Source organism: Streptomyces sp. SID4985, assembly GCF_009863025.1.
Classification (GTDB): Bacteria; Actinomycetota; Actinomycetes; order Streptomycetales; family Streptomycetaceae; genus Streptomyces.
The window spans coordinates 1-12,765 of sequence record NZ_WWIR01000319.1 but is presented as its reverse complement, the minus strand read 5'-3'; the positions used below and the strand labels follow the sequence as shown (position 1 = coordinate 12,765).

Genomic DNA, 12,765 nt, shown 5'->3' with positions numbered 1-12,765 from the left:
CGGCGAGCCGGGCGTCGTGCGAGGCCACGGGGTCGGCGGCGACCGTGACCAGGCCGCGCACCTCGCGGGCGCAGTCGTCGAGGAGCGCGAGGACGCGCCGGGCGCGCCGCTTGCGCCACAGCAGCGGGTTCACCGGGTGGGTCAGCGGGGCGACGGAGAGCCGGACGCGGCCCAGGAGCTGCTCCAGCTCGGCCACGCGCGGGGCGGGGTCGGCGTCGGCCCCGGCCAGGCGGGCGGCGGCCTCGGCGGTGCAGGCCCGTACGCAGTGCAGGGCGCGCTGGATCGAGGCGTCGGTGGTGCGGTGGGTGGTGACGGGCAGTACGAACAGCACGGCAAGCGCGGCGCCGACGACACCGACGGCGGTCTCGGCCACGCGCAGCGCGAGCAGGGCGGGGCCGAGGACGCCGAACAGGCCGTAGAGGAGTTCGGCGAGGAGGGTCACCCAGAGCATCATCCAGGTGTAGGAGACGGCGGCCGTGTAGAAGATGCCGAAGACGGCGACCGCGACGAGCACGGCGCTGGCGACCGGCTCGCCGTGCACGGGCATCGCGACGAGCACGCCGAGGGCGACGCCGAGCAGGGTGCCCAGGACGCGCCGGAAGCCGCGTACCAGGGTCTCGCCGCGCGAGGCCGTGTTGACGAACACCCACCAGGTGGCGCCGACGGCCCAGTACCAGCGCTGTCCGGACACCAACTGCCCGATGACCAGCGCGAACCCCGCCCCGGCGGCCGCCTGGACCGCCTGCCGGGTGGTCACGCGGGCGAGGCCGGTGCCGCCGGGCGGCGCGGGTACGGCGGCGGGGGGCATCCGGCGCTCGTAGCACCACAGGCCGAAGCGCACGGCCGAGGCGGCGAGCAGGGAGAGCAGCAGGCCGGCGTACAGCTCGGGCAGCCGGGCGGGGGTGACCCGCAGGAACTGGCCGACGAAGAACATCATGAAGCCGAACACGCCGAGGCTGTGTCCGCGCGCCCCCCAGCGGCGGGCGTAGACCCCGGCGCCGACGACGGCGATGAAGGCGAAGTCGCGGCCGACCGGGTGAGTGTGCAGCCCGGCGGCCAGCGCGAGCACCGGGATGCCGACGACGGGGAGCAGGGCGGTGGTGACGGCCTGGCCGCGCACGGTGGCGTCGGTGACGGTGAAGAGCGCGAGCAGCGCGGCGAGCCCACCGGCGACCATCCCGACGAGGGAGTGCCCGGCGAGCCCGCACACGACGACCGCGAGCCCGATCCCGAGGACCGCGCGCGCGGCGAAGCGCAACCGCGTGTGTCCCGGGTCCGGCGCCACGAACACCTTCTTCAGCACTGCTGTCCGCCCCCTTGTGGCCGTACGCACGAAAAAGGCGCCGCGGTCATCCGCAGCGCCATCGACCTGCCTATATGAGCATCACAGGGCCACTTGGCTCAACTGGCACCCGATTCACTGGACCAATGGGCCAGTGAACTCCATGAGAACGGAACCGGTGAAAGACCAACGGCCCAGGTCGCACGGCATACCGGGGAGGCGCCGCGCTGGACCATTGGTACAGTCGCGGTGACCTGCGCGACACGGGCGCGGTACGAGGAGGCGGGAGCGTCATGGCCGTGGACGAACTCGACACGCGCATCCTGCGGTTGCTCCTTGAGCAGCCGCGCACCAGTGTGCGGGAGTACGCGCGCGTGCTCGGTGTCGCCCGGGGCACGCTCCAGGCCCGCCTGGACCGCATGGAGCGGGACGGCGTGATCACCGGCACCGGGCCCTCGCTCTCCCCCGCCGCGCTCGGGCACCCGGTGCTGGCGTTCGTGCACATCGAGGTCACGCAGGGCCATCTGGACGATGTCGGCGAGGCGCTGGCGTCCGTGCCGGAGATCGTGGAGGCGTTCTCGACCACCGGCGGCGGGGACCTGCTGGCCCGGGTGGTGGGGCGGGACAACGCCCATCTGGAGGACGTGATCCAGAAGCTGATCAGCGTGCCGGGCGTGGTGCGCACCCGCACCGAGGTGGTGCTGCGCGAGCGCGTGCCGTACCGGCTGCTGCCGCTCGTGGAGTCGGTGGGGCGGGCGGCGGCGCGCTCCTGACGCCGGGCAGGCGGTGCTCGGCGGGCGGTTGCGGCGGCCGCCGCAACCGGGCGGATCTCCGCGCGCGCCACGGACGCCGACTGCCTAGCGTGATCCCATGACTACAGTCCAGACCCACCCGGCCACCGGCGACCGACGGCGGTGGCAGGCGCTCGCGGTCTGTCTCACGGCGGGCTTCATGACGATGCTCGACAGCTCGATCGTGAACGTGGCCCTGCCCTCGATGGAACGCGGCCTGGGCGCCGACGCGGCCGACGTGTCCTGGGTGGTGTCGGGCTTCGCCCTCACCTTCGGGCTCACGCTGGTCCCGGCGGGGCGGCTCGGTGACGTGCGCGGGCGGCGGGCCGCCTTTCTGTTCGGGCTCGCGCTGTTCACGCTGTCCTCGGTCGCGTGCGCGCTGGCGCCGAGTGCGGGCTGGCTGGTGCTGTACCGGCTGGTGCAGGGCGCGGCCTCGGGTGTCATCGCCTCGCAGACGACGGGGCTGATCCAACAGATGTTCCAGGGCGCCGAGCGGGCGCGCGCGTTCGGTCTGCTGGGCAGTGTGGTGGGCGTCTCCACGGCGCTCGGGCCGCCCGCGGGCGGGCTGCTGATCGAGGCGTTCGGCGTGGCGGACGGCTGGCGCTGGATCTTCTACATCAACGTGCCGATCGGTGTCGCGGCCTTCTGCGCGGCCCTGCGGCTGCTGCCCCGCACGCCCGTGACGCCGGGCCGCCCGCGCGAGGGAATGGACCTGCCCGGGGTCGCGCTGCTGGGCGCGGGCATGCTCGCGCTGATGCTGCCGCTGGTGCAGGAGCAGCAATGGACCGGCCGCGAGAAGTGGGCGCTGCTTCCGCTGGCGGGGCTGCTGCTGGCCGCGTTCTGGCTCTGGGAGCGGCACCAGGGGCGGCGCGGGCGGGCCCCGCTGGTCGACCTGAACCTCTTCGCCCTGCGGTCCTTCACCCTCGGCGTGCTGCTGAACGTGGTGTACTTCGCGGGCTTCACCACGGTGTTCTTCGTCTACACCCTGTTCCTGCAGAACGGCCTGGGCTACGGCGCGCTCGGGGCCGGGCTGGCCTCGCTGCCGTTCGCGGTCGGCTCGGCGGTGGGCGCGGCCCGGGGCGGCCGGCTGGTGGTACGGCACGGGCGCAGGCTCGTCGTCGTCGGGCTGAGCGCGGTGGTGTTCGGGCTGCTCGCGGTCATCGTGGCCGTACAGGCGGTACCGGGTCGCGGCGCGGCCTGGGCTGCGGCGCTGCCCCTGCTGATCGCGGGCCTCGGCTCGGGCGTCACCATCTCCCCCAACACCGCCCTCACCCTCACCCGGGTACCGGTCCAGCGGGCCGGTGCGGCGGGCGGTGTCCTGGTCACCGCGCAGCGCGTCGGTTCGGCGGCGGGCATCGCGGCCGTGGGCGCGGTGTACTTCGCCCACCTGGCCAACGACGGCAACCCCACGACGGCACTGCAGCTCGGCCTGCTCACGGCGGTCGGCATCATCCTGATCGCCCTGGCCCTGGCGGTGGCGGACCTGCGCGAACGCCGGAACCACCCGGAGCCGACGACGGCCGCTCCGGAACCGGCCGCGACGACCGGCGGCGGCCCTGCGGCGGCGGAGCCGACGGGCGCGGGCCGCTGACCCCGCGAAAGGCCCCTTCAGGATCTGCGGCGGGGCTTGCCCGATCCCTTGCCGGACGAACCGGAGCGTCCCCGGGTGCCCCGGCCGGACGACTTCGCGGCGCCGCCGGTCCTGGACTTGCCCGCGCCGCTCTTCTGACGGCTCGGCTCCGGACGCTTGCGCTCCTGCTTCGGCTGCTCGGCCGCCGTGGAGCGTCCCCGCGTGCTGTTGACCGTGCGGCCGCGCACGATGCCGATGAAGTCCTCCACCAGGTCGGTGGTGGCCTCCTCCGGCCAGGAGAGGGCGACGCTGGATTCGGGGCCGTCGGTCAGCGTGCGGTAGGTGAGGTCCTTGCGGTGGTACAGGCGGGCCAGCGACTGCGGGACGACCAGGAGGCCGACGTTCGCCGCGACCAGCTCGATCGCGTCCTCAGTGGTGGCAGGCCGCTCGAAGGCGGGCTCACCGGGCGGCGCGTCCCAGTCGAAGACGTCGTCCAGGGGGTGGAAGAGGACTTCGTCGGCGAGGTCGGCCACGGTCACCTCTTCGCCCGCCGTGAACAGGTGGTCCTTGGGGAGGACGACCACGGTGGTCTCGGTGTAGAGCGGGATCGCGCTGAAGAACGTACGGTCCACCGGCAGCCGTACGAACGCGGCGTCCGCGTCACCCGCGCGCAGCAGCCCGTCCGTCTCCGCGGCCGGGACCTGGAGCAGGGCGAGCGGGATGTCCGGCAGCCGCTCGTTCCAGATCCGCGCCCATTTGGCGGGCGTCACTCCGGGAACGTACGCGAGCCGGAACGACGGTGTTTCCTCCGAGCCTGTCACCAGACCAGGCTACCGGCCCCGGTCGGCCCACCCGTACGCGGCCGATACCCTTGACCTCATGAGTTCGCAGCAGAGCACCCAGACGATGAAGCCCGCCACCGCGGCGAAGAAGCTGGGTGTGTACCTCCCCGCCACCCCCGCCGAGTTCCAGGAGGGTGTCGTTTCGCGCGCCGAGCTGAACGAGCTCCAGGCCAACCCGCCCCAGTGGCTGCGCGAGCTGCGCCAGAACGGCCCGCACCCGCGCCCCGTCGTCGCGGCCAAGCTCGGCGTGTCCATCGCCGGTCTGGCGCGCGGCGGTGTCACCGACGCGCTGACCACCGAGCAGATCGACGCGCTCAAGGAGGAGCGCCCCGAGTGGCTGGAGAAGGAGCGCGCCACTCAGGTGGAGGTCCGCAAGGAAGCCGTGCGGATCAAGAACCTCAAGCAGGAGAAGGCGGACCGCGAGGACTGACCCCGCCCCGCACCGCACACGCCCCCTGGCCTGGCCGGGGGGCGTTGTCAGTGGTGCCGCCTACAGTTCCCCCTACTTGATCACTTCGGTGCGGGGAGGCACGTATGGGGTGGGTGTCGGCAGGTGGCTACGAGGTCACCCTCGACGGCGGGAAGGTGGTGTGCCGCAACGCGGCCGGACGGCGGCTGAAGTCGGTGCCGCCGAAGATCGCCGACGATCCGGCGGTCGTGGGGCTCGCCCAGCTCTCCGAGTGGCTGGAGCGGCACGAGCGGGAGTGCCTGGAGGGCGTGGAGCGGTGGATGGTCCGCTCGCTTCCGGTGCCGCTCGCCGTGCTCACCCGCATCTGGCCCGACCCCGCCTGGCAGGGGGCGCTGCGCGACCTCGTGGTGACCGGCGAGGACGGCCGGATCGCCGGTTTCCTGCGGGACGCCGACCCCGAGCGCGGCCTCGGCCTGGTCGACCTGGACGGCGACACCGTGCACACGGCCCCCGAGCTGGTCCGCATCCCGCACCCGGTGCTGCTTGAGGAGCTGGCGGACCTGCGGGAGTTCGCCGTCGAGCTCGGCTTGGAGCAGCGCGCCCAGCAGCTCTTCCGCGAGGTGTGGCACCGCCCGGCCACCCTGTCCGAGAACGCCACGCAGGTCGAGGAGTACGCGGGCGGCGCGTTCAAGGAGCTGCGCTTCCTGCACGGCCGGGCCGCCCAGCTGGGCTACCGGGTGCGCGGCGGCCAGGCGGTCTGCCCCGTCCTGGAGGACGGCCGCGGCGTCGAGGCCCGCGTCTGGGTCGGTGACTACGACGGCTACGAGGAGACCGAGACCGGCCCGCTGATGTGGACCGACCCGGCGGGCCGGGTGCTGAAGCTCGGTCAGGTGGGCCCGGTCGCGTGGTCGGAGGGGATGCGCATGGCCGCCGCGCTGTACGCGGGGCGGAACGTGGAGAACGAGGAGCGGGCGGCATGACGACGTACGACGAGACCACTCTGACCGCGCTCCTGGAGGCGGGCGCGGTCCTGCCGCCCGGCACCACCGCGCGCGAGGACGCCGACACGCTCACCGTCCGCACCTACACCCATCCCGTGCTGGCGGACCGGCAGGTCGTACGGCTGGTACCCGGCACCCTCGGGGAGGCCGAGGACCTGGCGCTGGAGTTCCTCGGCCTGGCCCGGGAGCCGGAGGCGCCGGAGGTCGGGCAGGTGCGCCGGGAGACGCTGGGCTTCCCGGCCTGGGCGCTGGTGCACGACCCGGCGAACGGCCATCACGCGCTCGCCCTGGTCAAGGACGTCGAGCGGCTCACCCGGCAGGCCAAGTCCCGCCCGGGGGCCGCCAAGCAGGGCTTCGAGGAGCTGGGCACCCGGCTCGGGCGGGCGGTGCCGCACTTCCTGCCGACGTTCTACGAGCAGGCGGCGCGGGCCTTCCTCCAGCACGAGAACACCACGTACGCCGCCGCGTTCTTCGGCCGGGCCCGGGAGGCCGAGCGGGTGCACGCGCTCGCGGTGGACGAGGAGCGGCAGCGGGCGGTGTTCCTGGAGTTCGCCTTCGCCGGTGCGCTGACCGTGAAGGCCCTCAAGGAGCATGTGAAGGACCTCGGTCTGCGGCTCGACCCGGCCGCCGCGTGGGCGCAGTTCCGGCAGCTGACGGTGGAGCGCTGCGCGGCCGGGATGCCGCCGTACGCCTCGCTGCCGCAGGACGCGCGCGGGCTGATCAGGGCGGCCGGGCTCGACCGGGACGCCGAGGAGCGCGCGCTCGTCGCCGACCTGATCACGTCGCCCGCCGCCGTCCGGGCGCCCGCGTCCTTCTGGACGGCCTACCGTCCTGCCCTGTGCGCCCTGGCCGAGGAGCGGCCCGGGGTGCGGGCGCGGCTCCTTGAGATCATGCCCGCGGGGCTCGGGCGCGGGGTGGAGGACGACGAGTTCTGGCTGGCGCTGCTGGCCGAGACCGGCGCCGACCGGCTGCTCACGGACGAGGCGGCGGCCCGCGAGCACGGCGTGGACGCGGCCGGCTGGCTGACCCGCTGGGCGCTGCACCGCAAGCGCGGCGGCTCGTACGCGCTCCGTTCCCCGGCCACGCTCGCGCTGGCCGCGCGCATGGCACCGCTGCTGCGCTCCGCCGGGCGTCCGGTGGACCTGTTCGCCGGGAGCTGGGGGGCGAGCGCCCACGTCGATCTGCTGGACCTGTGCGCCGCCGAGGGCGTGCCGCTGTCCGTTCCGGCCGCCGAGGTCCCGGTGCAGATGTCGCTGACCAACTGGCTCTCGGACACCGGGGAGGGCCGCCGGGATCTGGTGGCCCTCGCGGCCGACCCGCGCCTGCGGCCGCTGCTGCACTCGGGCGTGGAGGCGGCCGGGAACCGGCACGCCCGGAACGAGGACCTGCTGAAGGCCGTCGCCGCCCATCCGGTGCTCTCCGAAGTGCTGCGGGAATGGCTCGACGAGGTGTCCGCTGAGTTCACCCGCGCGACCGGCCTGCCCGCCGCGCGCCTGTCGCTCGACCGGCTGCGGCCCTTCCGGAGCGTCGCCCCGGGGGCGGCACCCGAGTCGGTCGCCCGGGTCGCCGGGCACCCGCTCGCACCCCTGCTCGGCCGCACGCTGCGCGCCGGTGTCCTGGACGAACTGGGCTGGCCCGCCCTCGAAGAGGCGCTGGACCTGCTCGACGCCCAGACCCTGGACCCGAGGAACCACCACCCGGTCACCGTCCACGAGGCATGGCCCGCGCTCATCGTCTCCCGGGGCCACAAGGTGCTCGTCGTCGGCCCGGAGAAGATCCTCCTCGACCACGACCTGCGGCTGCCCCAGGAGCTGGACCGCCATCAGCGCCCCCGGTTCCGTTACGTGGACGGGGAGTTGCTGGTCGTCTGGCGGCACGACAACAAGCAGCGCGCCTACTGGTCGAACCGTCCCACCGAGGTGTTCGGGCTCGGCGGCGAGCAGGTTCCCACCTGGTGGTACGGCCACGACGACCTCCCCGCGTCCATCCCGATGCCCGGCGGCGGCCGCGCCTCCGGGGGCCGCGCTCTGCACGCCGGTGACACGGACCTCCCGCCGAGCCGTCCCGTGCTGGGCGACGGCACCGGGTACTGGCGCGAGGGCAGGCAGGGCCTCCGCACGGTGTGGCTGGAGTACGACCCGGCGACCGGCGACCACGGCCGCGCCTCCCTGCCCGCGCCGCTGCGCGCCGGTGTCCGCGAGGGCGCCGAGCTGGTGGCCGGGATGTGCGAGCTGCTGCCGATGCAACCCGGCCTGGAGCAGAGCCCGTTCGGCACCGACGGCACGGTCCTGGGCCGCTGGGTGCGCACCGAGGGGGACGGCGGGGAGCGGTACCGCACCGCCGGGACGCCCGACGGCCGCACGGTGTCGTTGCCGATGAGGACATCCGCCTTCGCGCCCCTGGGCGCGCTGCGGCTGCCCGGTGCCGAGCCCGTCGTGGCGCGGGTGATGCAGAACGTCATGCTGTTCGCGGGCGACGACCGCGACACGACCGGCCTGTTGGGCGATGTGAAGCTGAACGGCCCGGGCGGCGAGTTCGCCGCGGGTACCCCGCTGGTGCCCCCGCTGCCGTTCTGGCACGCCCTGCGGCCGCGCGACGAGCGGGGCTCGGCCGTGCTGCGCGCCCTCACCGACGAGCGGGCGGCCGAGCTGATGCGGACCGTGGCCGAGGCACTGGCCGAGCGTCAGGAAGCCCTGAAACGCGCCGGGGACGACAAGGCCGCGCGGGAGGCCCTGCCGTCCGAGGCCGAACTGACGGTACGGGTGGTCGGCGAGGAACTGCCGGGCCTGACCGACGCCCGGCTGATCACCGGTGTGACCTCGCTGGTCCGGTCGGCCCTGCGGCTCGCGGCCTCGGTGACCACCTTCGCCGAGCCGCCCCGGGAGCGACCCGCACGGCCGCGCGAGCACACCGAGGGCATGTTCTGGGACTACAGCCCCGAACACGGCAAGGACAGCACGCTGCGCGAGGCGCTGTCCGGGATCGTGAGCGTGTACGGCTACTGGAACGGCGAGCAGCGCACCGCCCTGCGCCAGATCCGGGCCGTGAACCACGTGCTGTCGGGCCACGTCGCCCACGGCAAGCCGCTCACGAACCCGGAGCGCAACGCCGCCCTCACCGACGGCTGGCACAGCGAGACGCACACCGTCCCCGGCATCGGTCTGGCGTGGCCGGCCACCCTGGGCGCCCTGCGCGCGCTCGCCTTCCGGGCCGCCTGCGCGACGCTGTCCGACGCCCCGCGCGAGGCGCTGCTCCTGCTGTTCGAGGCGGTCGGCGAGGGGCCGCTCGTCTCGGGGCCCGGCACACTCCGGGAGATCACGCTGAGCGAACCGGCCGACGGATGGCAGCGGACCGGACAGGTGCTGCGGCACGGCGGGCGCACGGTCGTGATCCTCGGCAGCAAGCGCGTCGACCGGGTGCGGGACCGCATCGACTGGCTGGCCCTCGACCACGATCCGTCGGGCGCGTTCGGCCCCGTCGCCCACTTCACCCTCGGCGAGGAGGTCCGGCACGACCCGGAGATCTCCGGCGAGGACCTGGCCGCCGTCACCCGGCTGATCCGTGCCAAGGGCGCCGCGCCCTGGCAGTCCGGGGCCCCGGAGGCGCTGACGGCCGCGACCGGCGGCGGCCTCGGCCCGCTCCAGGCGACGGCGCTGCTGGCCGCGCTGCCGCCGGAGCCCACCGCCGGGACGCTGGCCCTCATCGGTCTGAAGACCCGCCAGTGCGAGTACGGCGTCACCAGGCTCGGCACACTCCCCGCCGGGACACGGACCGCCCTGCTCGGCGCGCTGCTGCCCGCCGACGCCGAAGCGCTGTGGACCTCGGGCCCGGACACCGGAGCGGCCGGACGCGTCTGGGCCGAGCGGCTCGGCTCGCTGGTCCGGATACCGGAGGACGTCGACGCCGAACTGACCGGAGTGCACGCCGGACACGCCGAGGACGTCCTCAACCCGTCCCACACACCCTGGCTGACCCGAACGACACGGCTGCGCCTCGGCGCGGACGGCGAACTGTCCCCGGAGGACCCGGCGGCGCTGCCCGGCGGACATGCCCTGTCCGGCGCGGCCGTCTCGCTCGCGGCGCTGGCGTACGCCCTGCCGTACGGCCACCCGCTGCGCGCCGCGCTGCCGGAGGGCCTGGCCGCCGTGCGCCGCCGGATGGCCGACCCGGAGCTGCTGCACGACCCCGGCGTGGCATGGACGGAGAAGGGCACGCCCACGGGGGCGGAGGTGCGCAAGGCGTACGGGCTGCCCGCCACCGGTGGCGCCGACGCACAGGGGCTGGTCCAGGCCGGTACGGCCCTTGTCCTGCGCCCCTGGTACCACGGGGAGGCGGTCCTGATCCGCACGGCCGCGCTCACCGGCCCGGACGACCCGGTCTTCGGGCTCCTTGAGGGACTGGTCGGCCCGGATCGCGGCGACGGCCTGCGCGCGCTGAGCACACTCCTCGGCCCGGAGCTGGAGCGCGCGGTGGCGGCTGGTGCCGACGGCCCGCGGGGCTACGCCCAGGACCCGTCGGTCAGCGCGCCCGAGCTGGTCGCCGAGGTCGCCGCCACGCACGGTCTCGGCGAGGACGCGGCCGCGCTCTACCTCCAGTTGCTGGCGCTGCCCGACCCGACGGACCGCAACCGGACGCGCTGGACCGGGTGGAAGCCCGCGCGGGCGAAGAAGGCGCGGGCCGAACTCACCGCGAGCGGTCTGGTCGTCGAGGCCAAGCGGCCGCGCGCCGGGCGCACCCTCTTCCTGCCGTGCGGCTGGCGGGACCTGAAGTCGCCCGCGCTGCCGGTGGAGACCTGGAAGGAGGGGCTGTACCCGGTCGGCCGTGCCGTACCCCCGCTGCCGGTGCCCGAGCTGTTCCACCGCGCCTGGGAGTGCGTCCGCGCGGGCGACGGCCCGGCGTACGAGGAGCTGACGACCCGGGCGAACCGGAGGGGCCGGCGCGGGTGACCGCCTCCGCCCACGACGTTCCCGGAGAGGGCGGCACCGATGACCGCCCTCTCCCCCGTACCACCGCGAAGGATTCCCGCTCATGACCACCGACCTCGCCCCCGGCGCGGCACGCCAGGACGCAGCACGCCAGGACGCGGCACGCCAGATCGTCCCGCCGGAGGACCGGTTCGCGACCGAACTCGCCTTCCTCGCCGCGTACGACACCGGTCCGCGCCCGCCCGCCTGGCGGCTGACGCCCCGCGCCGTCGTCACCTTCGTGATGGGCAGCGAGGGGCGAGCCCTCGCGCTGACCGCCGACGCGGCGGTCCCGGACGGAGTGCCGCAACGACTGGAGATCAGCGGCAAGTTCGTCGGTGACCGCGCGCTGGTGGAGCGGTGTGTCGTCACGCTCGCCGGGGAGCGCGGTCTGCTGCTCGTCGGTGAGCCGGGCACCGCCAAGTCGATGCTGTCCGAGCTGCTGTCGGCGGCCGTGTGCGGCACCAGCGGACTGACGGTGCAGGGCACGGCCGGTACGACCGAGGACCAGCTCAAGTACGGCTGGAACTACGCCCTGTTGCTCGCCCAGGGGCCCAGTCGGCAGGCGCTGGTGCCGTCACCGGTGCTCACCGCGATGACGCGCGGTGCGATCGCGCGGGTCGAGGAGGTCACCCGCTGTCTGCCCGAGGTGCAGGACGCCCTGGTGTCGCTGCTGTCCGAGCGGCGCATGGCGGTGCCCGAACTGGCGGGCGGCGAGGACGCGTTGGCGCACGCGGCACCCGGCTTCAACCTCATCGCCACCGCCAACCTGCGGGACAAGGGCGTCTCGGAGATGTCCGCCGCGCTCAAGCGCCGCTTCAACTTCGAGACGGTGGGCCCCATTTCGGACCTCGACGCCGAGACCGCGCTGGTGCGCGGCCAGGCCCGGGCGGCGGTCGAGCGCTCGGGCGCGGCCTTCCAGGTGGACGACGCCGTACTGGAGGCCCTGGTCACCGCGTTCCGGGACCTGCGCGAGGGACGGTCGGCGGAGGGCTGGGAGGTGGAGCGGCCCTCCACCGTGATGAGCACGGCCGAGGCGGTGTCCGTCGCGGGCGCGCTGGCGCTGGCCGCCGCCTATTTCCCCGGCGACCGCGACGTGCTCGGCCTGCTGCCGGGTCACCTCCTGGGTGTCGTACGCAAGGACGACCCCGCCGACGCGGCCCGGCTGCGCGGCTACTGGGACGGTCCGGTACGGCGCCGGGCCGAGCAGGGCTCCGCCACCTGGCGCACCCTGTGGGACCTGCGCACGGTACTGGAGGGCTGAGCACCGTGTCCCACGCATCCCCCGAGGCGGCGGTGGCCGCTCTGACCGACCCGGCGGCGCCGTATCTCATCGGGGTACGGCACCACGCGCCCTCGCTGGCGGCGGCCGTCCCGGCGCTGCTGGCGGCGGCCGAGCCGGACGTGCTCCTTGTGGAGCTGCCCGCCGAACTGGAGGAGTGGCTGCCGTGGCTCGCCCACGAGGAGACGCGGGCGCCTGTCGCCCTCGCGGCGGCACCGGCGGGCGGAGGCGGGGGGCCTGCGGGTCGAGGCGTGGGGCCTGCCTTCTACCCGTTCGCGGACTTCTCGCCGGAGCTGGCGGCGGTGCGGTGGGCGGCCCGGCACGGGGTGCCGGTGCTCACCTGTGATCTGCCGCTGGCGGACCGGGCGTGGGCGGGCGAACGGCACACGGACGCCGCTTCGGAGCCGTCGGCCGACGCCTCCCCGGGGGTGGCGACTGGTACGCCTCCGGGGGTGGCGACTGGCACGCCCCCGGGCATCACCGCCGCCCTCCGCTCCCGGCTCACCGGGCGCCCGGACGACGACCTCTGGGACCGGCTGGTCGAGACCGCCGCGCCCGGTTCGTCACCGGAGGCGCTGCGGCGCGCGGCGCTGCTGACGGGGTGGGCGCTGCGCGCGGAGGCGG

At 74.8% G+C, this 12,765-nt stretch carries 9 protein-coding genes; 7 read left to right on the top strand and 2 right to left on the bottom strand.

Features of this window, described 5'->3' with window-relative positions:
• On the bottom strand, positions 1-1,303 hold a 1,303-nt coding region (locus GTW40_RS13355; RefSeq protein ID WP_161180393.1), incomplete at its 3' end, for an FUSC family protein.
• Positions 1,304-1,575: 272 nt separating this feature from the next.
• Between GTW40_RS13355 and GTW40_RS13350 the strand changes: the two genes are divergently transcribed.
• Together GTW40_RS13350 and GTW40_RS13345 are read left to right on the top strand one after the other, a co-directional pair.
• Complete coding sequence (locus GTW40_RS13350) at positions 1,576-2,055, top strand: Lrp/AsnC family transcriptional regulator (protein WP_161180392.1); 480 nt, start codon at positions 1,576-1,578, stop codon at positions 2,053-2,055.
• A gap of 97 nt (positions 2,056-2,152) precedes the next feature.
• On the top strand, positions 2,153-3,664 hold the full coding sequence (locus GTW40_RS13345) for an MFS transporter (protein ID WP_161180391.1): 1,512 nt from the start codon (positions 2,153-2,155) through the stop codon (positions 3,662-3,664).
• Positions 3,665-3,681: 17 nt separating this feature from the next.
• Here the strand turns inward: GTW40_RS13345 and GTW40_RS13340 are convergent, their stop codons facing one another.
• Entirely contained in the window at positions 3,682-4,464 is a 783-nt protein-coding gene (locus tag GTW40_RS13340) for a LysR family transcriptional regulator substrate-binding protein (protein WP_161180390.1), read from the bottom strand.
• 58 nt (positions 4,465-4,522) lie between these two features.
• Between GTW40_RS13340 and GTW40_RS13335 the strand changes: the two genes are divergently transcribed.
• The 5 genes from GTW40_RS13335 to GTW40_RS13315 all read left to right on the top strand — a co-directional run.
• Positions 4,523-4,915, top strand: coding sequence for a DUF5997 family protein (locus tag GTW40_RS13335; RefSeq protein WP_161180389.1), 393 nt, complete (start codon positions 4,523-4,525; stop codon positions 4,913-4,915).
• Between the two features lie 104 nt (positions 4,916-5,019).
• Positions 5,020-5,874, top strand: a complete 855-nt coding sequence (locus GTW40_RS13330; protein WP_161180388.1) for a DUF4132 domain-containing protein — start codon at positions 5,020-5,022, stop codon at positions 5,872-5,874.
• Positions 5,871-10,841, top strand: a complete 4,971-nt coding sequence (locus GTW40_RS13325; protein ID WP_161180387.1) for a hypothetical protein — start codon at positions 5,871-5,873, stop codon at positions 10,839-10,841. The genes GTW40_RS13330 and GTW40_RS13325 overlap by 4 nt, the downstream gene beginning before the upstream one ends.
• A gap of 82 nt (positions 10,842-10,923) precedes the next feature.
• A complete protein-coding gene (locus tag GTW40_RS13320) occupies positions 10,924-12,123 on the top strand; it encodes an AAA family ATPase (protein ID WP_161180386.1) in 1,200 nt (399 codons plus the stop codon).
• Between the two features lie 5 nt (positions 12,124-12,128).
• On the top strand, positions 12,129-12,765 hold a 637-nt coding region (locus tag GTW40_RS13315), incomplete at its 3' end, for a DUF5682 family protein (RefSeq protein WP_343245682.1).